We start from the raw sequence: 26,297 nt of genomic DNA, 5'->3' as shown, positions 1-26,297 counted from the left end.
GGGCTTCTTGTTATTTATGCAGCCAGACACGCATCAACGATGTCAGCTTGGCCATATCAATGGGTTTGGAGCAGTAATCATTTGCCCCGGCCTCAATACATTTCGCCCTGTCGTCCTTCATGGCCTTGGCCGTGAGTGCCAGCATCGGCAATTTCTTGAAGCGGGCTTGGTCGCGGATATGCCCCATGGCTTCATAGCCATCCATTTCCGGCATCATGATATCCATGAGAACGATGTCCATCTCGGGGTTTTCATCCAGAGCGGTCAACGCTTCCTTACCATTATTGGCGATGGTGATTTCAAAGCCCAGCTCTTCCAGCTGGGCAGACAGCGCATAAATATTGCGCATGTCATCGTCTACCAGGAGCAGCTGCTTTCCTTCGAAAATATCATCGCGATGCTCAATGGACGTTTCCTTGGGCGCCTTGGCCTTGTCTCCCGGCAAGGTGGATTCCAGCCAGTGCAGGAACAGGGACGCTTCGTTGAGCAGACGCTCATGGGAACGCTCGGTCTTGAGGATGATGCGATCAGCGTACTTGCGCAGCTTCGCTTCCTCATCACGGGTCAGATCCTTACCGGTGTAGATCACCACCGGAACACTGTCGTAATTATCGTCATTATTGATAATTTCCAGCAGCTCGAAGCCACTCATGTCCGGCAGGGTCAGATCGAGAATCATGCAGTCGAACACCGTGTTACGCAGTGCCTCGAGAGCCTCCTGACCGCTGGTGGCCGCAGTGATCTCCACCCCTTTCTGGTCAAACAGTTCACGAATACTCTCGTGCTGGATTTCACTGTCTTCCACCACCAGCAGGCGCCGCACATTGGTCTCGATGGCGCCCTCGATCTTGGCGAAGGCAGACAGGATGTCTTCCTGATTCACCGGCTTGGTGAGCAGGTCCAGCGCCCCCAGATCCAGGGCTTTCTTGCGCTCATCACGGCCGGACAGGAAGTGCACCGGAATATCCTTGGTGCGCGGATCCGCCTTGAGCTTCTCCATCACTTCCCAGCCATCGATACCGGGCAGGCCGATATCCAGAATGATGGCACTGGGCCGATAATGGCTGGCATATTCAAGCCCTGCCTCACCGTCATGACAGATATGGCCTTCCAGGCCATAGTCCGCCGCCAGTTCCATCAGAACGCCACCGAATTCTTCGTCATCCTCGACGATCAATACGGTCTTCTCGCGGACCACGAAATCATCATCTTCGACCTGCTGCGGCACCATGGCAGCGGTGTGCGCTTCGGCATTGCTGCCGATATCGTCGATACGGGCTTCACCACCCTGATCGAGGATTTCCATGGCATCCGCTGAACCTTCCGGCAGATACAGGAAAAAGGTGGAACCCTTGCCTTCGCCTTCACTGGTCAACCCGATTTCACCGCCCAGCAGTCGCGCCAGTTCGCGGGAAATGGTCAGGCCAAGGCCAGTACCCCCGTATTTACGGCTGGTGGTGCCATCAGCCTGCTGGAAAGCCTCGAAGATCAGTTTCTGTTTTTCTTCAGGAATCCCGGCACCAGTGTCAGTGACAGCCAGTTTCACGGTCTTGTCTGCGGTCAGCTGACGGGGCAACACGTCTTTCTCATCCGGACGCACAATGCTCAGCGTCACCGAGCCCTGCTCGGTAAACTTCAGCGCATTGGAAAGCAGGTTCTTGATGATCTGTTCGAGGCGCTGGCGGTCTGTATAGAAGTGTTCAGGCACGTCTTCGCCCACATTGACGTGGAAATCCAGGCCGCGGTTTTCTGCCACATGAGAGAAGTGACGACGGAAGTGGTCACCCAGCTCGTTGGGTGACAAATCGTCGATGACCACGTCCATCTTGCCTTCTTCGATCTTGGAAATATCCAGAATATCGTTGATCAGGCTGAGCAAGTCGGAACCGGCAGAATGGATAACCTGCGCGTGTTCTACCTGCTTCTCTTCGAGGTTGCCCTTCTTGTTCTGACCCAGGGCATTGGAAAGAATCAGGATCGAGTTCAACGGAGTCCGCAGCTCGTGGCTCATGGTGGAGAGGAACTCGGACTTGTACTTGGATGACAGCTCCAGTTCGCGAAGCTTTTCTTCCAGCTCGTGATGCAGCTGTTCAAGCTCGTCGTTCTTCTGCGCCATTTCCGATTTCTGCTCTGTCAGCAGACGGGCCTGGGCTTCCAGCTCCTCGTTGGTCACCCGCAGCTCTTCCTGCTGTGCCTGCAGACTTTCCTCGGAGGCGCGCAGCGCCTGAGTCTGTGACTCCAGCTCTTCGTTAATCGCCTTCAGTTCTTCCTGTTGCTGCTGCAGACGGGACTCGGACGCGGACAGCTCCATGGCCTGAGCTTCCAGATCATTATTGACCTGGGCCATTTCCTCTTTCTGCTTCTCCAGCTCAATGGCCTGCTCACGGGTCTGCTCAAGCATTTCCCCAAGACGCATACGGCTGAGCGCACTGCTGACCGAGATGGCAATCACCTCAGAAGACTGATCCAGGAATGACAGGTCATCATCGGAAAACTGGCGGAAGGCGCCAATTTCCAGCACCCCTTTCAGCTCTTCCTCATGAATGATCGGCATGACGACAACGTTTCGAGCCTCACCGGCGCCAGTTCCCGAACCGATGCTGATGTAACCCTCGGGAACCTGCTCGAGAAGAATGGTCTTGCGCTCCAGCGCGCATTGGCCGACCAGGGATTCACCCAGTGCGAAGTCGTTGGCCAGATGCTTGCGGCGCTGCATGGCATAGGAACTGCTCAGAGACAGGCGCTGGGTGTCCGGGTTGAAGCTATAAAAAGCCCCGACCTGGGCTTCCAGCACCGGCACCAGGAAGCTAAGCATGTTGTTGCCCAGCTGTTCATAGTTCAGTTCACCGCGCATGCGATTATTGAGCTCGGCAAGGTGATTCTTGACGGTTTCCTGGCGCCGATCTTCCTGGTGCCGCTTCACCAGGGCGTCTCGCATCTTGCGGATCGCCAGCAACAATTGGCCGGTTTCATCACGACCAGTGGATTCGATCTCGGTGTCCCACTTGCCATCAGCAATATTGTCTGCCGCGGTTACCGCGCCCTCCAGCGGCAAGGTAATCGCACGAGTCACCCGCAGGGCAATCAGTGCCAGAGCAGAAAACGCCACCAGTCCCAGGAAAAGACCGATCTTCTGGGTGCCCTGGTTATCGTTTCGGCTCTTGTTGAGAGTGGCGCGGAAGGCCTCATAACGCTGGTTCTCAAAAGCTTTCTGGGCCTCTTCGTATCCGGTCTGCAGCTCGCGAACATGGGTGATACGCTGATAAAGATCCTCATCCGCCCCGGATTCATCAATAAGCCCACGGGCCAGACTGTTAGCCGCATCAATATAGTCTTCGAAGCTATCTTTCAGCTCACTGATGCTGGCAGACAGCTCCGGGTCGGTACGACGAATATCTTCGAGCCGATCACCAAACTTGTCGGCACGCTCCAGAGCCTCCTCCAGCAAGTCCGGATCAGCCTGGGTAATGGCAGCAATGAACGACTCGCCAATGGCGATGAAATCCACGTTATTGGCATTGACCAGCTCAAGAACCGGAAAATCCTGATCCTCGATCCGTTCGAGATGGTGGATATTCGTTTCGGCGATGTAATAACTGTAGGCCGCATAGACCACGAAGAGCGCAATACCCAGCCCTGCCACTGACAGAATCTTCAACCTGACAGACAGGTTCTGAAACCAGTTCATTCTGTTGTCCCTCAAGCCTTGCCGGCCTTGTTGTTCTGATGCCCGCGGATACGGGACTAAGACTAAAGTGTGAGGCTAACAGAAAGGCACTAACAACGGCAATAAACCGCCTTAACAGGATTTACCATCCCGTTGATTTTGCTGATATTTGATGACAAGCGGGCGACGGATGGACAGAAATTGAAATAATGCTTGGCTGAAGCCCCGTGTTTGCCCGTGGGGGAAACAACGAAGTCGATCAGAAAGCAGGCAAATAGTGTGGCTGCGCCATTTCACCACGCCCAAGAGGAGACCTGGCAATATCGCCCCACCCCTCCAATGCAAGCAGGACCTTATTGAATCTCATTTAACAGATCACAGTCACAGGAATGTGCGCCGGAGAGGCAAATGCGGACAGGGAAAAGGAAAAGATGGTGCGGGTAGCCGGACTTGAACCGGCATGGCCTACTGGCCGACAGATTTTAAGTCTGTTGTGTCTACCAATTTCACCATACCCGCGAAACACATTGTGCGGCGCATCAAAAGAGCATAATGACTTGGCTGGGACGCCCTTGGTTATTATCCCTTCACTGCACAGGGGCAGCATGACGCTTGTTGATTCTACCGATGTAGCCACCTGTCGGCGGCATACGGATAGGTAATTGGAGGCGCGGGTCGGAATCGAACCGGCGTACACGGAGTTGCAGTCCGCTGCATAACCACTCTGCCACCGCGCCTTTAAACTGCTTACAAGAAAAAACCTCGGTTGAGCCGAGGTTTTTTTGAAATCTGGAGCGGGAAACGAGATTCGAACTCGCGACCCCGACCTTGGCAAGGTCGTGCTCTACCAACTGAGCTATTCCCGCATTGTTGCTGAAGCGACCGCATTGCTGACCGCAAACTGTGCTTCGTTGCGGGAAAGAATTCTACTCATCACCCTCCGGGTGTCAACCCGCAACACGGTATTTTTTCTGATATTTCAGGACTTTGACTGACTTTTGAGCAATTGCGGAGCTGCAGCCCGCAGATAAGACATCATTGACCACAAAGTGAGCGCCGTTGCCAGATAAAGCAGCCCATAGCTCAGCCAGAGCCAGGGGGTCATGATGATATCACCCAACAGATCAAACTCGGGTTTCTGTGCCAGCAGCAAGGTGATGGCGGTCATCTGGGTCACGGTCTTGATCTTGCCGAGCTGGCTCACCGCCACCTTGGCACGCTGCCCCAGCTCGGCCATCCACTCACGCAGGGCGGAAACAGTAATCTCCCGCGACACAATCACCATGGCGGGCACCGCCAACCAGGCGGTGGCATGCACCTGCACCAGCACCACCAAAGCGACGCCGACGATCAACTTGTCAGCCACCGGATCAAGGAAGGCACCAAATGGGCTGGTCTGATTGAGCTTGCGAGCCAGATAGCCATCCAGCCAATCAGTGATGCCGGCGGCCAGGAACAGACCGGCCGCAACCATGTCGCTCCACTTGAACGGCAGGTAGAACACCACCACCAGTACGGGGATTGCCACGACCCGGATCAGGGTCAGGATATTGGGCAAATTCAGTACCGGGTGATTCTTCTGCATAACACCTACCGCTATTCAAGTAAGCGGACAGTATAGCGAAATCCCTGCCCGGACTCATGGACGTTTTTGCCGGTTGCCCGACAATTGCCGTTAGTTGGCCCCTGCATAAAACGTTCCGGCGCGTTTGACACCCGCCTGCAGCCGCTATTGATGAAACCAGTCGTACAGGGTTTCTGCCATCTGCGCGTTGATGCCGGGCACCCGGGCCAGTTCTGCCGCGGAGGCATTTTTCAACTGTTTAAGCCCCCCGAAATGGGTCAGCAGCGCCTTTCTGCGCTTGGGACCGATGCCGGGAATTTCATCCAGCGATGATGTTTTGCGCGCCTTGCCACGCCGGGCGCGGTGGCCGGTCAAGGCAAACCGGTGCGCTTCATCACGAACCTGCTGCAACAGGTGCAGGGCCGAATGGGACGGCCCCGGGGTGATCTCACGACCATCCGGCAGGTAGAGCACCTCGAAGCCCGGCCGCCGACTGGGCCCCTTGCCGATCCCCATGACCTGCATGCGCCCCTGCAAGCCAAGCTCCCCCATGACCTCCCAGCCTCGCTGTAGCTGCCCCTTGCCGCCATCGATCAACAGCAAATCGGGCAATCGCCCCTCTTCATTCAGGACACGCTGATAACGGCGGCGGATGGCTTCTTCCAGAGCGGCGTAGTCATCACCGGCCTGTGGCGGACTCACATTGAAATGCCGGTAATCCGGCTTGCGTGCGCCCTGCTGGTCGAATACCACGCAGGAGGCAACCGCTTTCTCGCCCTGAGTATGGCTAATGTCAAAGCATTCGATCCAGCGCACCGGAGAGCCACTCTGCAGCAAGTCTTCCAGTGCCAGGAAGCGCTTCTCCATATGCTCGCGGGCGGCCAGTTCAGTAGCCAGGGACTGGGTCGCGTTGGCTTTTGCCATGTTCACCCAGGCGGCACGATCGCCACGCACTCGCCAGGCCACCCTGACCTTCTTGCCCCACTGGCTGGTCAGAGCCTGCTGCAAGGGCTCATTGCCAACAATCTCATGACTGAGCAAAATCTCGGGGGGATCCACCGGGTCTTCCCGGTCCCCCAGATAGTACTGGCTGAGAAAGGCTTCAAGAATCTCGCACAGATCTTCCTCGCCTCGGGTATCCGGCCGGAAGGTGCGATGCCCCAGGATGCGCCCACCCCGAATCATCAGCACGTCCACCACGGAGAGGCCATGGCGGCCTTCAATGGCGACGATATCCAGGTCGCCCTGGCCGGTTTCTGCGTATTGTTTTTGCTGCACAGACTGGATCGCTGCCAGCTTGTCTCTGAGGATGGCCGCTTCTTCAAATTCCAGGTTGCGGGAGGCCTCTTCCATCTGCCGGCTCAGGTGCTCAACCACATCCCGACTTCGGCCATCCAGAAAGTCCCGCGCCAATTTTACCTGTTCTGCGTATTTCTCTGCTGAGACCAACCCCACACAGGGCGCCGTACATCGCTGGATCTGGTGCTGAAGACAAGGCCGGGTACGGTTACGAAAATAGCTGTCGCTACAGTTCCTCACCTGGAACACCTTCTCTACCAGCGAGATGGCCTCTCGTACTGCCCCACCACTGGGATAAGGACCGAAATAGTGACTTCCCTTGCGGCGGGTACCCCGGTGAAACGTGATCCGTGGAAAGGTATCGGAGCTGGTGATGCGGATATACGGATAGCTTTTGTCGTCACGCAGAAGAATGTTGTAAGGCGGACGCAGTGTCTTGATCAGCGACTGCTCCAGCAACAAGGCTTCGGCCTCGCTGCTGGTCACCGTGGTCTGCACATCGGCAATGCGTGCCACCAGTGCGCGTGTCTTCACGCTGGCCACATTTTTCTGGAAATAACTGCTCAGACGGGCCTGCAGGTTACGCGCCTTGCCCACGTAGAGGACATCACCCTCGCCATTGAGCATCCGGTAGACACCAGGTTTGCGGGCGCAGTGATCAAGAAAGTGTTTGTGGTCAAACTCAGGCAAGAAGCGTCTCCCAGTCAGGCCCGTCAGTATAGCAGGCAGAAGGGAGGGATGGCTGCCGGGATTCAGCCCGGCAGGGGCTGTTCCACCGCATCCAGCATGCCGTGCCGAACGGCCAGCAGCGCCATTTCCACATCGCTGGAAACTCCCAGCTTGTCGAAAATGCGATAGCGGTAGGTATTGACGGTCTTGGGGGAAAGGCAAAGCTTGTCTGCCACATCCTGAACCTTGTGGCAGTTGACGATCATCATCATGATCTGCAGCTCACGCTCGGAGAGCATATCCAGCTGATTGGCCTCTTCGCCCACATAAGGTTTAAGGGCCATGGCCTGGGCGATTTCGGGGCTGATATAGCGCTGCCCGGAAACGACGATCTTGATGGCGCGGACCATTTCTTCCAGATCAGCGCCCTTGGTCATGTAGCCTGCCGCACCGGCCTTCATCAGCCGCGAAGGAAATGGTTCCTCTTCACACATGGTCACTGCAATGACGCGCAGGCCATCATCAACACGCAGCAGCTTGCGGGTGGCTTCCAGTCCACCGATGCCGGGCATCTTGATATCCATCAGCACCACATCAGGGGACTTGTCGCGGGTCAGCTGGATGGCTTCTTCGCCGGAACTGGCCTGACCGACCACCCGGATACCCTCGACTTCGTCCAGCATCCTGGCAATGCCGGTTCTGACCAGATCATGGTCATCCACCACCAATACTTTGATCATTCTTTTACCTCCGGGTAGATCCGTTACCCGCCATGCATAAAGAAGCGGCAACCATACTCACTACCCCTGTTGTTTCATAGTACCTTTTTGGTGAACATTGATCGCTGTCACTCCGACGAACTGTATATTAGCCTTAGGTCGCGTTGACCGGACAGTCAGTCATGAGAAACTGACTCATTAGCGTAAAGCCAAACAGGAAACGACCCAAGGGCTACTTCCATGAGCGCAATCGTTCTGCTTTTGCTGGGGCTGGGTGGTATGGCCGCTGGCTACCTCTTCTATTCCCGGTTTATTGCCAACCGTATCTTCAAGCTTGATCCCGACTTCCGCACCCCTGCCCATGAATTTGAGGACGGCGTCGATTTTGTCCCTACCAATCGCTATGTGCTGTGGGGCCATCATTTCACCTCTGTCGCCGGTGCCGCCCCCATTGTCGGCCCAGCTATTGCGGTGATCTGGGGCTGGTTACCGGCGTTTGTCTGGGTCGTGCTTGGCACCATCTTCTTTGCCGGCGTGCATGACAGCGGGGCGCTCTGGGCCAGTGTCCGCAACCGCGCGAAATCTGTCGGCGCTCTCACCGGCGAAGTGGTCGGGCACCGGGCCCGTACCATCTTCATGATCGTCATCTTCCTTGTGCTGCTGATGGTCAACGCCGTGTTTGGGGTGGTGATCGCCAAGCTGCTGATCAACAACCCCGGTGCCGTGGTACCGGTATGGGGTGCCATCGCCGTGGCCCTGGTGATCGGCCAGCTGATCTACCGTCGTATCATTGGTCTCGGCATCGTCTCCGTCGTCGGTGTGGCCGCGCTGTATTCCCTGATCTACATTGGCCCGCAGGTGCCCATTGCCCTGCCCGATCAAGTCATGGGGCTGTCTGCCAGTGCCAGCTGGATTCTGCTGCTGTTCGCCTATGCCGCCATCGCCTCCCTGCTTCCTGTGTGGATGCTGCTGCAGCCCCGTGACTACATCAATGGCCTGCAACTCTTTGTCGGACTAATCCTGCTCTACGGAGCGGTACTGATTGGCAACCCCACCGTGGTAGCGCCGATGATCAATGTGGATGTGCCGCCGGGCACGCCATCCCTGCTGCCACTGCTGTTCGTTACCATCGCCTGCGGAGCAATCTCCGGTTTCCATGGTCTGGTGGCATCCGGCACCAGCTCCAAGCAGCTTCACCAGGAAACCGATGCCCGCTTTGTCGGCTATTTTGGTGCTGTAGGTGAAGGCTCTCTGGCGCTGGCCGCCATCATTGCTGCGACAGCTGGTTTTGCTTCCCTGGCCGACTGGCAGGCCGTCTATACCGCCTTCGGTAAAGGCAGTCTGACCGCCTTTGTGGATGGCGGCGCCGCCATCCTCGCTGGCGGACTCGGTCTGGATGCCAGCGTGGCCGCCACCCTGCTCACGGTGATGGCCGCCCTCTTTGCCGGCACCACCATGGACACCGGGCTGCGCCTGCAGCGCTATATCTTTCAGGAATGGGGTGAAATCTATCAGCAGAAATGGCTGACCCGTCCGTTACCCGCCACCCTGCTCTCCGTGGCCAGCTGCCTGCTGCTGGCCTTTGGTGCCGGTGGCGCCGATGGCAGTGGCGGCCTGCTGATCTGGCCCCTGTTTGGCACCACCAATCAGCTTCTTGCCGGGCTTACCCTGTTAGTCATTACCATCATGCTGGTGCGTCGTGGCCGCCCTGCCATCTACACACTGGGCCCGCTGGTGTTCCTGCTGGTGATGACTTTGCTGGCCCTGTTGATGCAACTGAAGAGTTTCTATGACAAGCAGGACTGGTTCCTGCTTGGACTGGATCTGGTGGTGCTGGTAGCCGCGCTATTGGTGACACTGGAATGTGCAGCCGCACTCAAGAAGGCGTTCAGCGAACCGGTGGAGTCAACCTGATGGCAAACCGCATCCTGGGCGCATTGCGCCGACTCAATGAGCTCGGCACCCAGTATTATAATGCGCCCTACCGTGCCGCTATCGCCCGGGCCAAACGGGATGAGGAAGACCTGTTCATGCTACTGGTGTTTTCCGAGATGATGGGCATCCCCAACCCCGCGGCCTGGAGCACACTGGAGCTGCAACCCTTGCTCATGGACCGCTTCCATGAATGGCATACCCGCATGGGTATGGAGCGCTCGCCACTGGATCACTTTCGATGCTGTTGATGGGCACCTATGCTGATGGCTGACAAGACGCTGGATATTGATGCGCTCATCCACCATCGAAAATTCTTGATGGTGGGTGGCAAGGGCGGTGTAGGCAAAACCACTACCGCCGCCGCCATTGCCTGTCGCGCCGCCGAGGCCGGTCGCAGGGCGCTGCTGGTTTCCACAGACCCGGCCCACAGTCTCGGCGATGCCTTCGCCAAAACTATCGGCAACGCTGTCACCTGCATGGCAGGCAACCTGTATGCACTGGAGCTGGACCCGGACGAGGAAGTGGAGCGCTATCTGGACAAGGTCAGCGCCCAGATGCGTCGCTTTGCCGGACCGGATCAATTCAAGGAACTGGAAAAACAACTGCGCCTGAGCCGCCAGTCCCCCGGTGCCCAGGAAGCCGCTCTGCTGGAGCGGTTGTCGCAGATTATCGATGAGACCAGCCAGGACTATGATCTGGTGATCTTCGATACTGCCCCCACCGGCCACACCCTGCGCCTGCTAAGCCTGCCTGAGGTCATGGCCGCCTGGACCAGCGGGCTGCTCAAGCACAACCACAAGGCGCAACAGCTGGGCAAGGTGCTCGATCATCTCAGCCCCGGCAAGGATCTGGACAGCCCGCTGCAAGACCCCACCCGGCATGCCAACCAGGATCTTGACCCAAGAAGCCAGCAAATAGCCGATACCCTGCTGGCCCGACAGCGCCTGTTTCACCGCGCCCGCCGGCAGTTATCCGATCCTGACACCACCGGCTTCATCTTCGTCATGACCCCGGAAAAACTGCCCATCCTGGAAACCCGCCGCGCCGTGGACAGCCTCAAGGCATCCGGCATCCCCGTCTCCGGCATCATCATCAACCGGGTACTCCCCGACAATGTGGACGGCGCCTTCTTCGCCGCCCGCGTAATCACCCAACAACGCCATCTTGATGAGATCAGCACCCTGTTCAGCACCCTCCCCACCCTGAGAATCCCATTGCAGGAAGATGATGTTCAGGGGATACAGGCGATCAGGGTGTTTTCAGAAATGCTGGCGAAAACGGAAACCAGAAAATAAAAGACGTTTCACCACAGAGCTCACAGAGTTCACTGAGAAATCCCGTTTTCCTCTGTGCTCTCTGTGCTCTCTGTGGTAAATCCGCTTTTGATCCTTGCGTGTTGCATGATGCGTGAAGCGTGCTGCGGCCGCAGAGCGGCACAAAAAAAAACCCGCGCTCTATGAGCGCGGGCTTTTTGTATGGCGGAGGGGGTGGGATTTGAACCCACGGACGGTCTCCCGTCGCCGGTTTTCAAGACCGGTGCATTCGGCCACTCTGCCACCCCTCCTGACAGGCCAGCAATAATACATGAGCGCGTTTGCCAGTCAACGACCGGCGCCGCTATGTGTCGATAATTGCTGGAAACTTGATCGACTGACCCCTTTCAACCTTTGTATCGACCAAAAATTCGACTCTTGGCGCGCTCGTAACGCTCCTTGCTGATGGCGCCACTAGCCAGCAAACGCCGATGCTCGGCCACTTCTACAGCCAATCGCTCCTTGCCTGCCGGCAGATTGGCCCAGGCTTGCTGGCTACGTTTGGCCAGGATGCCGATCAACTTCTGCAGGCGATCGCTGTCGGCTCGGGTCTGACGAATTTCGAACAAGGCAATACGCCCATGACGACTGAAAAAAATCCAGCGGTTGCGCTGCTTGCGGCGTGCCCACAGACCAAACACCGCTGTCCACACCGCTCCCGCAGCAGCCAGCGGCAATAATTGCAGCCAGGCTCCGGTCACGATAGCAATTAGCCCGACGGCTGCCGCAGCCCAATAAGGCAACGCCAGATGCACATCATGGGAAGGCTTCGGGTCTACAAAGGCGAGATTGAATACCGCAGCCCGCCCCTTTCGCCGTCCAGCCCGGCGATATTCCACGAATCGTCCGTTGAACAACGAAACACTACTGGCTCTTGCGCCGCCTTTGGGTGCGAACACCAGCTCTACCTTTCGATCACCTTCCTCCGGTACCGCGACCAGTTGTGCCTGATCCAGCGCTCCCGGCACCCCCTGAAGCTCGATCTGCTCTTCTCTTGGAGCAATGGATAAAGTTGTCATAGTGAAATAAACCTCCCCAAACTACGAATATAGTATGAAAAGTCGTGATTGAATCCCGAGATTCCGGTCACAAAGCGCTCAATTGCCCCTCTATTTCACAAAATGCAATAACCCTATAAAAACAGTGGGTTAGCCTTACCACTTTCCCTTGATTTTGACGCCGCCGCCCTTATCATCACAGGTACCTACTTAAAGGATGCTCAAGATCATGAATACCCCGACCAATCCCTACTCCACTCCGCAGCAACAAGGCTACGCCGTATCCGGAGAGCGAGCGGCCCAGGTTCTGAAGAACACCTACATGCTGTTGGGGCTGTCCCTGATTGTGGCTACTGGCGCCTCATGGTTTGCCATGGCCAGCAACATCGGCTTTATCAACGTATTCCTCACCATTGGCGTCTACTTCGGCCTGCTGATCGCCACCAACATGCTGCGTAACAGCGCCTGGGGCATTCTTGCCGTATTTGGCCTCACCGGTTGGCTGGGCTTCACCACTGGTCCGATCATCAACATGTACGCCCAGATCCCCGGTGGCATGGAAATCGTGACCACTGCACTGGGCGGCACTGCCTTTATCTTTGTGGCCATGTCTGCCATCGCACTGGTGACCCGCAAGGATTTCAGCTTCCTGACCAACTTCATCATGATCGGCATTCTGGTGGCCTTCGTGGCCAGCCTGGCCAACATCTTCCTCGGCATTCCGGCCCTGAACCTGGCTGTCTCCGGTGCTTTCGTGATGCTGTCTTCCCTGCTGATCATGTGGCAGACCAGCGCCATCATTCATGGCGGTGAAACCAACTACATCATGGCCACCGTGACGCTGTTCGTGTCCCTGTACAACCTGTTCATGTCTCTGCTCAACATCCTCACCGCCCTCAGCGGCGACGACTGATGCAGTTTGCCCTTCTGGTCAATGCGGCGGCGGATTCCCCCGCCGCACTGACCGCCCTGAATACCGCCAAAGCGCTCCACGCCCACCCGCAACACCAGCTCTACCGCCTTTTTTTCTATGCTGATGGCATCCACCTGTGCCACCGCCATGCCTGGCGAGGTGATGGCGACAATGCCAATGCCGCACAGCAATGGCAGCAATGGATTCAGGCAACGGGAGTAAGTGCAGAAGTTTGTGTCGGCGCCGCCCAGCGCCGCGGCATTGTTTCCGGGGACCAGGGGAAAACCCTGGCCGAAGGTTTCAGTCTGGCAGGGCTTGGCCAGTGGGCCGATGCCATGATCAACGCAGAACGGGTAATCCAGTTTGGCTAGTCAGCTCTATATCGCTACGGCAACCGCCCCGCTCAGCGACCGTTTTCAAGAAATGCTGGACATGCTCATGACCGGCGCGGCCTTTGGTCTGCCGACCACCCTGTGGCTCACCGATGGCTGCCTGAATGCCCTCGCAGCCCTGCCAGCCAACGACAGTCTGCTTCAACTGCCGGGTTTTGGTGTCCGCTGTGTGATTTCGGACACTGCGAGTCCCGGAACACTCCCGGCAGAAGCCCTCAGCGCGGATACGCTGCGAAACCTGCGAAAAGATTGCCAACAGGTTCTGGTGTTCTGAAATGCTACATCTGATCGGACTCAAACCCGGTGACCAGGCCGGTATCGACACCTTCCGCATGCTTTACCAACCTGACGATATCTGTATCTTCACCGATTCAGGCCTGCTGCTTGCTTCCACACTGCCAATTGAAGGCAAGGCCTACCTGCTGGAACACCCACAGATGCATGCGCCGGACAGTAATCTCGAGATCATTGACCATTCAAGACTGCTGATTTTGATCGCCAGCCATGGGCCCTGCACCAGCTGGTACTAGCACAACATGCATCACGCTCCACGCAACATGGAAAACCCGTAGAGAAACCAACCATGACCGAACATGCCTTTGCTGAATATGTGCGCACCCTGGGACGCGGCAAGCGCGCCCGCCGCAGCCTGACACGGGAAGAAGCCAGAAGCGCCATGCAGCTGATTCTGGAGGGCAAGGTAGAAGATGTTCAGCTGGGCGCCTTCCTGATGTTGTTGCGTGTCAAGGAAGAAACCCCGGAAGAACTGGCCGGCTTTCTGGATGCCTGTCGTGGCCTGTGTGATCAGCGCCTGGCTGATTTTCCTGCCGTGCAGCTGGACTGGCCCAGCTACGCCGGCAAGAAAAAGCATCACCCCTGGTATCTGCTGGCCACCGTGCTACTGGCAGATCAGGGTATCCGCACCCTGCTCCACGGCGGCCCGGCTCATACTCCCAATCGGGTTTATACCGATGAACTGCTGCCAGCCCTTGGCCTGAAGGTGGCCAGCACCGTTTCTGAAGCCGCCGAGCATCTTGATCAGCAAGGACTGGCCTATCTGCCCATCGAGCAGTTCTGCGCCCCACTCTCCCATCTACTTACACTGCGCTTCTATCTGGGATTGCGCTCTCCCATCAACACCCTGGCACGCAGCCTCAACCCGGCCCGCGCCCCGCTTTCCATGCAGAGCGTCTTTCACCCGGCCTATATTGCCCTGCACCAGGGTGCCGCCGAACTGTGTGGAGACAGGGATTTACTGCTGTTCAAGGGCGAAGGTGGCGAGCTGGAAATCCGCCCGGACGCCCGCACCACCATCACCGGCATCCGCCACGACGAGCCCCTGGAAGGCGCAGTACTGGACAACGTGCTCCCTCGCGCCACCCCACCGGGAACACCCGATGCAAACACCCTCAAGCGCGTCTGGCGTGGTGAACAACAGGATGAATACGGCGAGAACGCCATCATCCAGACCGTAGCCGTAGCACTCTGGGGCCTGGACAAGGCAGGTTCACTGGAAGAAGCACAGGAGCAAGCGAAAGCGTTGTGGCGGGACCGGGATACGGCGCGGCTGTAGAGCGTAATTAATAGTTAATAATGAATAATTAATAACTGCGCGTGACGCTTCATCACGACCCGCAAGGCAAGAGGCTGCGACCAGACTATGATCGCGGGATTGCAGGAAATGATACGGGCCAGGATTGACCGAAGGTAATTGTCGGCCTTGATGTCGGAGTTCGCTTTCTGCGTGCCGCATGTTGCGTGATGCAGCCGAAGAGCGGCCCCAAATTGGCGGAGATGCCCTGAGGCATTTCCGCCCTACGATAGCGCCAAAGCAATACCACCACCCTCGCCGTAGGAGCGTCGCTGGCGGCGCGATTCCAGGCCAGGATCAACAGCATTTTCACCACAGAGATAACAGAACCGCCGTTATCGGTAAGCTCTGTGCCCTCAGTGATAAATTGTCCTTTACGACACTGGGCTATCGCGCCGCCAGCGACGCTCCTACGGAACCCTTCAAGCCTTTCCACCCGCCACAAAAACCTGCACAACCAAAAACAAAAAAGGCGGAGCTGCCCTCAAGCAGCTCCGCCTACGCCTTTGATTATGGCTTTTGACTTTAGCTATTCACTATTCACTGTTAACTATTAACTGCCTTATTTGAACCACCCAAACTTCGGATGCAAACTGACAACGCTGCCGACAATAATCAGCGTCGGAGCATGGATCTCACGCCCTTCGATATCGTCTGGCAGGGTGGCCAGGGTGCCGGTGATGACTTCCTGCAGATCAGTAGTGCCACGGGACACCAGCGCGATGGGAGTATCGCCCTTGCGACCGTGGGCCATGAGCTGATCGCAGATCTGGCGCAGACCCACCAACCCCATGTAGAACACCACGGTTTCGGTTTCACTGACCAGATGCTCCCAATCCAGCGTCACAGTGCCATCCTGGCGATGGCCGGTGACAAAGCGTACTGACTGGGCATGGTCACGGTGGGTCAGCGGGATACCGCCATAGGCGGCACAGCCACTGGCGGCAGTAATGCCGGGCACCACCTGGAAGTTGATCCCTTCCTGGACGATCAGATCAATCTCTTCACCGCCACGACCGAAGATGAACGGATCACCGCCTTTCAGGCGACAAACCTTCTTGCCCTGCCTGGCGTAGTGCACCAGCAGCTCGTTGATGTTGTCCTGGGGTAACGCATGCTTGTCACGGGCCTTGCCCACATAGACCATTTCCGCATCCCGACGGGCCAGATCGACAATACCTTTCCCCACCAGCCGGTCATACAGCACCACATCCGCCTTCTGCAGCAACCGCAGGGCGCGGAATGTGAGCAGGTCCGGATCGCCAGGCCCCGCGCCCACCAGATAGACCTCACCCTGACTGAGCTTGTCGCTGTCGGCACTGTCGATTGCCTCGGCAAGAAGCACTTCGGCTTCACTGTCCTTGCCGGCCAGCACTTTCTCGACAATCGGGCTGTCCAGTGCCTGTTCCCAGAACAGACGGCGGGCACCCACATTATCCAGTTTGTCCTTGAGGGGCTGGCGGAATTTCGCCATCAGATCCGCGAGCCGCCCCCAGCGGGCCGGCAAGGTGGACTCCAACTGACTGCGCAGCTTTCGGGCCAATACCGGCGACGCGCCAGACGAGCTGATGCTGATCAGTACCGGAGAACGGTCCACGATGGCAGGGAAGATGAAATCACCGAGCGAAGGGTTGTCTACCACGTTGACCGGGATATTCTCTGCAGCCGCCAGATCGGCAATCTGCGCGTTCACGGCGGAGTCATCCGTGGCGCAAATCACCAACGAGCTGCCAGCTAGATCAGCCGCGTCAAAGGGTCTCTCACGGAGATGCCCCTGCCCCTCTGCCACAAGATGGCGCAACTCGTCGCACACATCGGGAGCAACAACACTCAAAACAGCACCAGATCGGTGCAAAAGTCGACCTTTACGCAAGGCCACATCACCGCCGCCGACCACAAGGGCTTGTTTGCCCTGTAGTCGCCAGCTGATAGGCAGGAATTCCATGACTGCTCCCTGGGTAACCGCTGGGCGGCCCATGTATGACGTCGAGACGCAATCCGAAGCCGCGCCTGGCGGCCTTGTTTCCAGCCGGCGGGGCTGACAGCTCGGGATTGCGTCGTAACAGTCTTACTTCAGGCTTTCCAGGCCTCTCATATAGGGGCGCAATGCTTCCGGTACCGTCACCGAACCGTCTGCATTCTGGTAATTCTCAAGAATGGCTACCAGTGTACGCCCTACTGCGAGACCAGACCCATTCAAGGTATGTACCAATTCCGGTTTACCCGTTTCCGGGTTACGCCAGCGAGCCTGCATACGGCGCGCCTGATAGTCCCGGAAGTTGGAACAGGAAGAAATTTCACGGTATTTCTGCTGGCTGGGCAGCCACACTTCCAGGTCATAGGTCTTGGTGGAAGAAAAGCCCAGATCGCCACCACAGAGGATGACCTTGCGGTACGGCAGGTTCAGTTTCTGCAGGATAGCTTCGGCGTGTCCGGTCAGCTGTTCCAGCGCCTCATCAGAATCTTCCGGGCGCACCATCTGTACCAGCTCTACCTTCTCGAACTGGTGCTGGCGGATCAGGCCACGGGTATCCTTGCCATGGCTACCTGCTTCAGAACGGAAACAGGGGGTATGGCAAGTGAAGCGGCGTGGCAGGGTTTCCGCTTCCAGAATCTCGTTGGCAACCAGGTTGGTGACCGGCACTTCCGCAGTGGGAATCAGGTACAGCTCGCGCTCGCCTTCCATCTTGAACAGGTCTTCGGCGAACTTCGGCAACTGACCGGTGCCGCGCAGGGCTTCCGGCCCCACCAGATACGGCACATAAACTTCTTCATAGCCATGTTCGCTGCTGTGGATGTCGAGCATGAAATCCACCAGCGCACGATGCAGCCGAGCCACCCCGCCGGTCATCACCGCAAAGCGGGCGCCGGACAGCTTGGCGGCATTTTCAAAATCCAGTGCGCCGGCGCTGAGGCCTTCGCCCACATCCACGTGATCCTTCGGCTCAAATTCGAAGCTTTTCGGCTCGCCCCAGGTACTGACTTCCACATTATCGTCTTCATCAGCGCCTTCCGGCACGGCATCCTGGGGCACATTGGGAACGCCCATGAGAAATTCGGTGATCTCGTCATGGATGGCCTTGGCATTGGCCACTTCCTGATCCAGCTCCGCATCCAGCGTCTTCAGGGTTTCCGCCACCTGAGCCTTGGCTTCATCCACGTTCATGCCGGACTGGATAAGCTGCCCGATCTGCTTGGACGCCTTCTTGCGCTCGGCCTGCAGGTCCTGGGAACGCACATCTGCCTGCTTGCGCTTGGCATCCAGCGCCGCAAAGGCCTCCAGATCCAGGCTATAACCGCGTTTGGCCAGGGCCGCCTTGATCGCCTCGCCATCCTGACGCAGGGCACGAATATCCAGCATGTCTTACTTACTCCAGATCAAAAACGAGCTGCAAGCTTCAAGCTACAAGCTGCAACGCGGACAAGAGTCTCAATAAACGATTAGCACTTACGCCGCGAACTGTGCGCGGAGAAAACCCTTTAGTTTAAACATGAGTCCTTTTTCGCGTTGTAGCTTGTAGCTTGTAGCTTGCCCCTCTCAATTTATTCAAAAATCAGCCGTCCCAGCATCAGCCCGACTCCCGCAAGAGTCAGACAGGCCAGCACTGACGTTGTCGCATATCCCGCGGCCAGCCCCAGGGCTTTCACCTCTACCATTCTCACCAGCTCGAAGGAGAAGGTGGAGAACGTGGTCAGGGCGCCGAGCATGCCGGTCATGATCGCCAGCCGCAAGGGCTCGCTGTTGGTCATGCTGGCCAGCGCCACGGTGAGCAGGCCGAACAGAAAGCTGCCAAGCAGGTTCACCGAAAAGGTAGCCCATGGCCAGGCGGGCATGGCAGGCACCCCCAGCCACAGGGTGGTGCCAAAACGCAGGCAGGCCCCAGTGGCACCACCACCGGCCACCGCCAGCCAGGGTACCAGCCCCACATCAGTCATCCGCCTCTCCCCTTCCCGATGGATAGCGCTGCCAGTCACTGGCGGCATTTCGTTGCCGCAAGCGAGCCAGCTTCTCTCCTACCTTGATCTCCAGACCACGATTGACCGGCTCGTAAAGCCGGGTATTCCTCAGGCTGGCCGGGAAATAATTCTCGCCATCCACGAAAGCATCCGGGAAATCGTGGGCGTAATGATACTCGGCTCCGTAGCCTTCGTCTTTCATTAGCTGGGTGGGTGCGTTGCGCAGATGCAACGGCACCTCGTTGGTTGGCTTTTCACGTACCAGCGCGCGTGCCTGATTATAAGCCATGTAAACGGCGTTACTTTTGGGCGCCACCGCCAGGTAGGCAATGGCCTGGGCAATGGCCAGCTCACCTTCAGGACTGCCCAGCCTCTCCTGCACATCCCAGGCCTGCAGACACAGTGTCAGCGCACGCGGATCAGCATTGCCGATATCTTCACTGGCCATGCGCACTACCCGGCGAGCCAGGTAAAGCGGGTCACAGCCGCCATCCAGCATGCGGGCAAACCAGTACAGCGCAGCATCAGGATCTGATCCCCTGACCGACTTGTGCAAAGCTGAAATCTGGTCATAGAACAGGTCGCCGCCCTTGTCGAAACGGCGCACCGCATCGCGGAGCACTTCGCTCATCAGTTCAGCGTTGATGACCGGAGCTTCCCCTTCGGCCAGATCAGCCGCCACTTCCAGCATGTTCAGCAGCCGCCTGGCATCGCCATCGGCATAATTCAGCAGCAGTTCGGCCGCATCGTCCTCTACGGTCATGCCGTTTAGGCGGGGCTCCTTCAGGGCGCGTTCCAGCAGCCCGGCCAGATCCTCCGGTGCCAGAGAGCGCAAACGGTAGACCCGCGCCCGGGAAAGCAGCGCGTTGTTCAATTCAAAGGACGGGTTTTCGGTGGTGGCACCGATAAAGGTGATGGTGCCGTCTTCCACATGGGGAAGAAAGGCGTCCTGCTGGGACTTGTTGAAGCGATGGACTTCGTCCACGAACAAGACAGTCCGGCGCCCCTGGGCCAGGCGAATCTGCGCCTGTTCCACTTCCGAGCGAATGTCCTTTACCCCGGAAAGCACGGCAGACAGCGTCACAAATGCCGCATCCACCGCCTGGGCCAGAATCAGTGCCAACGTGGTTTTGCCGGTGCCCGGCGGGCCCCACAGGATCATGGAATGCAGCTGGCCACGTTCCAGTGCCTGGCGAAGGGGTTTGCCTGGCCCGACAAGGTGCTGCTGGCCCACATAATCATCCAGGCTGGCAGGACGCAAACGCGCAGCCAGGGGCTGCGCTTGCTGGGCATTGTCGGCGGCAAACAGGTCGTTCATTACTGCTGGATAATGTCCGTACCTTCCGGAGGAGCAAACCGGAAAAGTGCAGCATCTATTCCCTTGTTGAGAGTCAAATCGCGAAAATCGATGATGGTCTTCTGACCAAGCGCATCCTGCAGTCGCATGGATTGGGGCTGGTCTCCCTGAAAACTCACATCCAGCTGGTCAAACAGCGGATCCTGCCCTTTCGGGGTGAGGCGGTAGGTCACCTCTGCGCCGTTTCGATCCTGTTCGGCAATACTGAAGGCTGCCGCCACGTCGGCAGGCTTGCCGCTGAACAACAGTGCCGGGGTCTCGCCCAGATCCTGGCTGAGCGGACGGATCACCACCTGCTCGAGATCTTCATCATACACCCATACGGTTTCGCCATCGGACACCGCCAGTTGCGAGAACGGGCTGGTGGTCGACCAGTAAAAACGGTTGCCCCTGGCTACCTGAAAGGTCCCCTCTGCCTGCTGCATGTGGGTGCCGCCCTTGTCGAGCACCATCTGCTCGAAGCCCCCTTTCAGGGAATCCAGCTGCTGCAGACGGGATAACAGGTCTTCTGTGGCATCGGCCCAGACGAGGGACGGCGCGAGCAAGGCCGCCATGACGTAATGTCGCATTAACTCTCCTTGTGCAGGCGGCCTACTCTACCGGCGGAGGCGCAATCACCTCCCGTTGGCCGTTGTGCCCTGCTTCTGTGACTACCCCGGCCATCTCCATGGCTTCCACCAGACGGGCGGCACGGTTGTAGCCAATTTTCAGTTTTCGCTGTACCGAAGAAATGGAGGCACGGCGTGACTGGGTCACATAGGCCACCGCTTCGTCGTAGAGCGGATCATTTTCGTCATCCCCGCCGCCGGCGCTTTCCATACCGGGCATCGGGGCGCTGAGATCAGAGCCACCATCGAGAATTTCTTCCAGATAGTTGGGCTCCCCGCGCTTGCGCCAGTCGTCACAGACACGGTGGACCTCTTCATCTGAGACAAAGGCGCCGTGAACTCGTTCCGGAACACTGGTGCCGCCCGGCAAATAAAGCATGTCACCGTGGCCCAGCAGTTGCTCGGCGCCGCCCTGATCCAGCACGGTACGGGAATCGATCTTGGACGATACCTGGAAACCGATCCGGGACGGCACGTTGGCCTTGATCAAACCGGTGATCACATCCACGGACGGACGCTGGGTGGCCAGAATCAGGTGAATACCGGCGGCACGGGCCTTTTGGGCAATCCGCGCGATCAGCTCTTCCACCTTCTTGCCGACAATCATCATCATGTCGGCGAATTCATCAATCACGATGACAATGTAGGGAAGATGCTCGGCCAACGGCGCCTCTTCCTCCAGGTTCATGGGATCTTCCGGCTTCCACAGCGGATCTTTCAGTGGCTCGCCCTTTTTCTTCGCGTCATCCACCTTGCGGTTGTAGCCGGAGATGTTTCGCACCCCCATGGCCGCCATCAGCCGGTAACGACGCTCCATCTCCCCGACCCCCCAGCGCAACGCGCCAGCGGCTTCCTTCATGTCGGTCACCACCGGGGTCAGCAGATGGGGGATGCCGTCGTAGACCGCCAATTCCAGCATCTTCGGATCAATCAGGATCAGACGAACATCATCGGGATTGGACTTGAACAACATGGACAACAGCATGGCGTTCACGCCCACCGACTTACCGGAACCCGTGGTACCGGCCACCAGCAGGTGGGGCATCTTGGCCAGATCCGCCATGACGGGATTACCGGAAATGTCCTTGCCCAGCGCCATGGTCAGTGGTGACGGGGACTGGTCAAACATCTGCGTGCCGACCACTTCGGTAAAGCGAATCATTTCCCGCTGTTCGTTGGGAATCTCGATGCCCACGGTGGTCTTGCCGGGAATCACTTCCACCACACGGACACTGATCACCGCCAGAGAGCGAGCCAGATCCTTGGCCAGGTTGGTGATCTTGGATACCTTGATACCGGGTGCCGGCTGAATCTCGAAGCGGGTAATCACCGGGCCGGGCTGTACCGCCACCACTTCGGCCTCGATATTGAAGTCCTTGAGCTTGATCTCCAGCAGACGGGACATGCCTTCCAGGGCTTCTTCAGAGTAGCCGCCTTTGGATTCCTCTACCTGATCCAGCAGACCAATGGGGGGCAGCTCACCGGTGACTTCAGTGGTAAACAGCTTTTGCTGCTTTTCCTTCTGTACCCGCACGCTCTTTTCCACCGGCTTGGCCGGTTCGGCGATTTTGACCGGTTTACGGGTTTCGGCTTTCTTCTTGGCCTCACTGATTACCTTGGCGCGTTTCTCGTGGGCTTCCTTCTTGAGCTTCTGGGCCTCGCGCTGTTGCTTGCGTGCCTGCCACCAGGCCGGAATCTTCTCGAAGGCGGCCAGCACCAGGGCGCCAAGGCCTTCTGCAAGGGCAATCCAGGACAGGTCGGTAAAGATGGTTACCCCGATCAGGAACAGGGCCACCATGATCAGGGTGCCCCCCAGAGGGTTGAAGCCATTCAGGGCCGCCTGCCCCATGCCATGCCCGAGAATGCCTCCGGCGCCCTCTGGCAGATGGGCTCCAACAGTAAAATGCATGTAGGAAAGCGCGGTACCTGCCAGCATGGTGAGAATGAAGCCCACCAGACGCAGGCTGAACAGCGGCCAGCTGTTGGGCAGGCCGGCATGGCGCTCTTTCAGCACCTTGCCAGCCCAGAAACCCACCAGCACCGGAAAAAGATAGGCCATGAAACCGAACAGGCTAAGCAGCAAATCAGCACTGAAGGCCCCGGCACGCCCGGCAGCATTCTGCACGGCAGTCACATTACCGACAAAGGTCCAGCCCGGATCACCACTGTCGAAGGTGACCAGAGCGAGCAGCAGGTAGGCAGAGAAGGCGATCAGGGCGATCACCATGCCTTCTACCAGTCCGCGCTTGAGATGACGGGAAAACCCGGACTCTCCTTGCCCGGCTACGGTTTTACTCACGCCTTGCCCCTATAAAATGATGTTCAAGACACTTTCTGAAAAAGTGACGATAACAAATTGAAATTATTGCGATTGTAGACAAACAGCGCGATGCCGGCCAGCAGCGAAACCACCGAGTGAAGCAGAGCAGGAAGAATATCACATAAATTTGCCTCATCGCGGGCTGGGAGGAAGAGGCGTTGAGGACAATACCGCCGCCTTGATCCTGCGCAGAGATGGCTAGATGCCTGATGCCTGACGATAAAACGACAACATCGGGAAACAGCGTACGATTGTGCATGCTCCCGTTCCAGAGATAACCACAGACTATGACACTGACAGGCTTCACGGAGGCGACCTTTTACTGTAGTTTCTCACGCCTTGATAAAGGCGTTATCAGCCCCGATTTAAGCCTCGGTTAAGCTATTCACTGCCTACTACCCTTTTTTGAATGGAGTCCCTGATGAGCGACGTGCAGCACCACCGACTGATTATCCTTGGTTCCGGCCCGGCGGGTTACACTGCCGCTGTTTATGCTGCGCGAGCCAACCTCAACCCGGTGGTCATCACGGGCATCCAGCCTGGCGGTCAGCTCACAACTACCACCGAAGTGGATAACTGGCCCGGCGATGTGGAAGGCCTGCAGGGTCCGGATCTGATGGTGCGCATGCAGCAGCATGCCGAGCGTTTCGACACCCAGATGGTGTACGACCACATCAACGAAGTGGAGCTGAACAACCGCCCCTTCACCCTCAAGGGCGATTCCGGCACCTACACCTGTGATGCGCTGATTATTGCCACCGGCGCTTCCGCCATGTACCTGGGGCTGGAATCCGAAGAAGCCTTCATGGGCAAGGGCGTCTCCGCCTGCGCTACCTGTGACGGTTTCTTCTACAAGGGCCAGCGTGTGGCTGTGGTTGGCGGCGGTAACACCGCCGTGGAAGAAGCGCTGTACCTGTCCCACATTGCTGAGCATGTGACCCTGATCCACCGCCGCGACACCCTGCGTTCCGAGAAGATCCTGCAGGACAAGCTGCTGGCCAAGGACAACATCAGCGTGGAATGGAACCACACCCTGGAAGAAGTGCTCGGCGATGACAGTGGCGTTACAGGTATTCGCATCCAGTCCACCCAGGGCGAAGGCAGTAAAGACCTGGAGCTCCAGGGCGTGTTTATCGCCATCGGTCACAAGCCCAACACCGATATATTCGCTGGCCAGCTGACCATGAAGGACGGCTATCTGAAGGTGAACAGCGGCACCGAAGGCAACGCCACCCAGACCAGCATCGAGGGCGTGTTTGCCGCCGGGGATGTGGCTGACCATATCTACCGTCAGGCGGTCACCTCCGCCGGTTCCGGCTGCATGGCAGCACTGGATGCCGAGCGCTACCTAGACAACCTGAAGGGCTGATCACGCCCATGACGGTGTAACCCAGATGGTGCCATGGCTGGAACCGGGAGCGCCGTTTCCCGATACCCGTGACGCCCTCACCGACCCGGACGGCCTGTTGGCCGCCGGGGCGGATCTGAGCCCGAGCACCCTGGTAAGGGCCTATTCTTCCGGTATTTTCCCCTGGTACGACGCGGACTATCAGCCCATTCTGTGGTGGTCCCCTGCCCCGCGCTGTGTGTTTTATCCGGAACAGATCCATATCAGCCGCAGCCTGCGTCGTCATCTTGGCAAGACCGATTTCACCATCACCCTGGATCAGGCTTTTTCCTCGATCATGGCGCTCTGTGCCGCCCCCCGCCGCGACGGTGGAGGAACCTGGATCAGTTCGGAAATGATCAGCGCTTATATCCGCCTGCACCAAATGGGCTACGCCCACAGTCTGGAGGTCTGGCAGGATGGCGAGATCGCCGGGGGCATCTATGGCATTAAGCTGGGCAGAATCTTCTTTGGTGAATCCATGGTCTCGCCCCGCCTGAACGGCTCTAAAATCGCGCTGGCAGCCCTCAAGCAACTTGCCGGAACACTGGATATCGCACTGATTGATGCCCAGGTGGAAAACCCCCATCTAAGCAGCATGGGCGCCGCCATGATCGACCGGGAAACCTTTCGTCAGCACCTGGCGGACTGGATACCTGCCACCCCTGAACCCGTAAACTGGCCTGCAGGCCAATGGGACTGGGCAACACTGCCCGGTAACAAAAAACCAACCTGACCGGCTATCCGGGAAGGATTTTCACTGCCGCGCGGGTTGGCTAAACTGAAACCATGACGGATCTTTCGACACTGCGCTTCTTCCGGACGCCGGCCCACGCCTGCAGTTACCTGGAAGATCGCCAGGCCTCAACCCTGTTTGTGGACCCCCAGGCCACCCTGTCACCGGCGCTCTATAGCGAACTGAGCCTGCTGGGGTTTCGACGCAGCGGCGATTACCTGTATCGCCCCCACTGCGAGGAGTGCTCGGCCTGTATTCCAGCCCGGGTCCGCGCCGCCGATTTCAAACCACGGCGCCGTCATCGCCGTATCCGCAAGCTCAACCAGGACTTGGTCGTCAGCCGGGAACCCGCACGCTTTACCCGCGAGCTCTACAGTCTCTACGCCGACTACATCAACCAGCGCCATGGCGATGGCGATATGTATCCGCCTTCCGAAGAACAATTCACCAATTTCCTCACCTGCGACTGGGCTGACACCCATTTCTATTGTTTCAGGGAACAAGGCAAGCTGCGAGCCGTCGCCGTCACTGACCAGTTGGAGGATGGACTGTCTGCGGTGTATACCTTCTTTGACCCCAATCGCCATGAACGCAGCCTAGGTGTCATGGCACTGATCTGGCAGATTGAGCAATGCCAGCGCCTCAACCTGCCCTACCTGTATCTGGGTTACTGGATCGATCAGTGCCAGAAAATGCGCTACAAGAACGAGTATCAGCCCTTGGAAATACTGCGCAGCGGCGCCTGGAAGGACCTGTCTGAGCAAGGCAAATAACGTCTTGTCCCACCAAAGCACAACAGGTTTTGCAGCCGGCCCGCTTTCTAGGCATAATTGCGCCCTCGCTCATAGCCGGTAACCCAAGGTATTTGTTGG

At 57.9% G+C, this 26,297-nt stretch carries 22 protein-coding genes and 4 tRNA genes; 11 read left to right on the top strand and 15 right to left on the bottom strand.

All coding sequences use genetic code 11. The annotated features are described in order from the left end of the window. Nucleotides 1–10: 10 nt before the first annotated feature. The 7 genes from MWU49_RS01805 to uvrY all read right to left on the bottom strand — a co-directional run bounded on the left by MWU49_RS01805 (nucleotide 11) and on the right by uvrY (nucleotide 7,939). A complete protein-coding gene (locus MWU49_RS01805) occupies nucleotides 11–3,688 on the bottom strand; it encodes a response regulator (protein WP_246967341.1) in 3,678 nt (1,225 codons plus the stop codon). Between the two features lie 411 nt (nucleotides 3,689–4,099). Continuing rightward, nucleotides 4,100–4,186 (bottom strand) — tRNA-Leu (locus MWU49_RS01800). Nucleotides 4,187–4,330: 144 nt separating this feature from the next. After that, nucleotides 4,331–4,404, bottom strand: a tRNA-Cys gene (locus MWU49_RS01795). Between the two features lie 53 nt (nucleotides 4,405–4,457). Continuing rightward, nucleotides 4,458–4,533: transfer RNA gene (locus tag MWU49_RS01790), tRNA-Gly, on the bottom strand. Nucleotides 4,534–4,646: 113 nt separating this feature from the next. After that, entirely contained in the window at nucleotides 4,647–5,252 is a 606-nt protein-coding gene (gene pgsA / locus MWU49_RS01785) for a CDP-diacylglycerol--glycerol-3-phosphate 3-phosphatidyltransferase (RefSeq protein WP_246967337.1), read from the bottom strand. Between the two features lie 144 nt (nucleotides 5,253–5,396). Next, nucleotides 5,397–7,220: an excinuclease ABC subunit UvrC gene (gene uvrC, locus MWU49_RS01780; protein WP_246967334.1), complete on the bottom strand. Its 1,824-nt coding sequence runs from the start codon at nucleotides 7,218–7,220 to the stop codon at nucleotides 5,397–5,399. A 62-nt stretch (nucleotides 7,221–7,282) separates the two neighbouring features. Continuing rightward, on the bottom strand, nucleotides 7,283–7,939 hold the full coding sequence (uvrY, locus tag MWU49_RS01775; protein ID WP_246967331.1) for a UvrY/SirA/GacA family response regulator transcription factor: 657 nt from the start codon (nucleotides 7,937–7,939) through the stop codon (nucleotides 7,283–7,285). Between the two features lie 219 nt (nucleotides 7,940–8,158). On the opposite strand from uvrY, the gene MWU49_RS01770 reads away from it, so the two are divergent. The 3 genes from MWU49_RS01770 to MWU49_RS01760 are packed head-to-tail and all read left to right on the top strand — an operon-like array spanning nucleotide 8,159 to nucleotide 11,148. Continuing rightward, entirely contained in the window at nucleotides 8,159–9,832 is a 1,674-nt protein-coding gene (locus MWU49_RS01770; RefSeq protein WP_246967329.1) for a carbon starvation protein A, read from the top strand. Continuing rightward, nucleotides 9,832–10,101 (top strand): cory-CC-star protein, encoded by a 270-nt coding sequence (locus MWU49_RS01765; RefSeq protein ID WP_246967327.1) that lies wholly within the window; start codon nucleotides 9,832–9,834, stop codon nucleotides 10,099–10,101. Before MWU49_RS01770 ends, MWU49_RS01765 begins: the two co-directional genes overlap by 1 nt. 15 nt (nucleotides 10,102–10,116) lie before the next feature. Continuing rightward, complete coding sequence (locus tag MWU49_RS01760) at nucleotides 10,117–11,148, top strand: ArsA family ATPase (protein ID WP_348646683.1); 1,032 nt, start codon at nucleotides 10,117–10,119, stop codon at nucleotides 11,146–11,148. Between the two features lie 181 nt (nucleotides 11,149–11,329). Here the strand turns inward: MWU49_RS01760 and MWU49_RS01755 are convergent. Together MWU49_RS01755 and MWU49_RS01750 are read right to left on the bottom strand one after the other, a co-directional pair. Beyond that, nucleotides 11,330–11,417: transfer RNA gene (locus MWU49_RS01755), tRNA-Ser, on the bottom strand. Nucleotides 11,418–11,513: 96 nt separating this feature from the next. Beyond that, on the bottom strand, nucleotides 11,514–12,185 hold the full coding sequence (locus tag MWU49_RS01750) for a hypothetical protein (protein ID WP_246967323.1): 672 nt from the start codon (nucleotides 12,183–12,185) through the stop codon (nucleotides 11,514–11,516). Nucleotides 12,186–12,393: 208 nt separating this feature from the next. On the opposite strand from MWU49_RS01750, the gene MWU49_RS01745 reads away from it, so the two are divergent. The 5 genes from MWU49_RS01745 to MWU49_RS01725 are packed head-to-tail and all read left to right on the top strand — an operon-like array spanning nucleotide 12,394 to nucleotide 15,042. After that, nucleotides 12,394–13,077 carry a Bax inhibitor-1/YccA family protein gene (locus MWU49_RS01745; protein WP_246967321.1) on the top strand — a complete coding sequence of 228 codons (684 nt, stop codon included), beginning with the start codon at nucleotides 12,394–12,396 and terminating at the stop codon, nucleotides 13,075–13,077. After that, nucleotides 13,077–13,448, top strand: a complete 372-nt coding sequence (tusD, locus tag MWU49_RS01740) for a sulfurtransferase complex subunit TusD (RefSeq protein WP_246967319.1) — start codon at nucleotides 13,077–13,079, stop codon at nucleotides 13,446–13,448. Before MWU49_RS01745 ends, tusD begins: the two co-directional genes overlap by 1 nt. Next, a complete protein-coding gene (locus tag MWU49_RS01735) occupies nucleotides 13,441–13,743 on the top strand; it encodes a hypothetical protein (protein ID WP_246967317.1) in 303 nt (100 codons plus the stop codon). The genes tusD and MWU49_RS01735 overlap by 8 nt, the downstream gene beginning before the upstream one ends. A gap of 1 nt (nucleotide 13,744) precedes the next feature. Continuing rightward, complete coding sequence (locus MWU49_RS01730) at nucleotides 13,745–13,999, top strand: hypothetical protein (protein ID WP_246967315.1); 255 nt, start codon at nucleotides 13,745–13,747, stop codon at nucleotides 13,997–13,999. A gap of 53 nt (nucleotides 14,000–14,052) precedes the next feature. Further along, complete coding sequence (locus tag MWU49_RS01725; protein WP_246967311.1) at nucleotides 14,053–15,042, top strand: glycosyl transferase family protein; 990 nt, start codon at nucleotides 14,053–14,055, stop codon at nucleotides 15,040–15,042. A 580-nt stretch (nucleotides 15,043–15,622) separates the two neighbouring features. On the opposite strand, the gene cysG is transcribed toward MWU49_RS01725, so the two are convergent. The 6 genes from cysG to MWU49_RS01695 form a co-directional block, all read right to left on the bottom strand. Further along, entirely contained in the window at nucleotides 15,623–17,005 is a 1,383-nt protein-coding gene (cysG, locus tag MWU49_RS01720) for a siroheme synthase CysG (protein WP_246967308.1), read from the bottom strand. A gap of 123 nt (nucleotides 17,006–17,128) precedes the next feature. Beyond that, nucleotides 17,129–18,421: a serine--tRNA ligase gene (gene serS, locus MWU49_RS01715; protein ID WP_246967304.1), complete on the bottom strand. Its 1,293-nt coding sequence runs from the start codon at nucleotides 18,419–18,421 to the stop codon at nucleotides 17,129–17,131. A gap of 182 nt (nucleotides 18,422–18,603) precedes the next feature. Beyond that, on the bottom strand, nucleotides 18,604–18,996 hold the full coding sequence (locus tag MWU49_RS01710; protein ID WP_246967301.1) for a CrcB family protein: 393 nt from the start codon (nucleotides 18,994–18,996) through the stop codon (nucleotides 18,604–18,606). Next, on the bottom strand, nucleotides 18,989–20,335 hold the full coding sequence (locus tag MWU49_RS01705; RefSeq protein ID WP_246967298.1) for a replication-associated recombination protein A: 1,347 nt from the start codon (nucleotides 20,333–20,335) through the stop codon (nucleotides 18,989–18,991). Before MWU49_RS01705 ends, MWU49_RS01710 begins: the two co-directional genes overlap by 8 nt. Next, nucleotides 20,335–20,943, bottom strand: a complete 609-nt coding sequence (lolA, locus tag MWU49_RS01700; protein ID WP_246967296.1) for an outer membrane lipoprotein chaperone LolA — start codon at nucleotides 20,941–20,943, stop codon at nucleotides 20,335–20,337. Before lolA ends, MWU49_RS01705 begins: the two co-directional genes overlap by 1 nt. Before the next feature lie 22 nt (nucleotides 20,944–20,965). Next, nucleotides 20,966–23,281 (bottom strand): DNA translocase FtsK 4TM domain-containing protein, encoded by a 2,316-nt coding sequence (locus tag MWU49_RS01695; protein ID WP_348646682.1) that lies wholly within the window; start codon nucleotides 23,279–23,281, stop codon nucleotides 20,966–20,968. A gap of 442 nt (nucleotides 23,282–23,723) precedes the next feature. Here MWU49_RS01695 and trxB point away from each other — a divergent pair, with 442 nt between their 5' ends. The 3 genes from trxB to MWU49_RS01680 are packed head-to-tail and all read left to right on the top strand — an operon-like array spanning nucleotide 23,724 to nucleotide 26,198. Beyond that, entirely contained in the window at nucleotides 23,724–24,671 is a 948-nt protein-coding gene (trxB, locus tag MWU49_RS01690) for a thioredoxin-disulfide reductase (RefSeq protein ID WP_246967294.1), read from the top strand. A 25-nt stretch (nucleotides 24,672–24,696) separates the two neighbouring features. Further along, nucleotides 24,697–25,425 (top strand): leucyl/phenylalanyl-tRNA--protein transferase, encoded by a 729-nt coding sequence (gene aat, locus MWU49_RS01685; protein WP_246967292.1) that lies wholly within the window; start codon nucleotides 24,697–24,699, stop codon nucleotides 25,423–25,425. Between the two features lie 53 nt (nucleotides 25,426–25,478). Continuing rightward, nucleotides 25,479–26,198: an arginyltransferase gene (locus MWU49_RS01680; RefSeq protein ID WP_246967290.1), complete on the top strand. Its 720-nt coding sequence runs from the start codon at nucleotides 25,479–25,481 to the stop codon at nucleotides 26,196–26,198. Nucleotides 26,199–26,297: the final 99 nt, after the last annotated feature.

Source organism: Alcanivorax sp. S6407 (genome assembly GCF_023016115.1).
Lineage (GTDB): Bacteria > Pseudomonadota > Gammaproteobacteria > Pseudomonadales > Alcanivoracaceae > Alcanivorax.
Note: the sequence above shows the minus strand (reverse complement) of the source record. Positions and strands in the feature narration are given on the sequence as shown.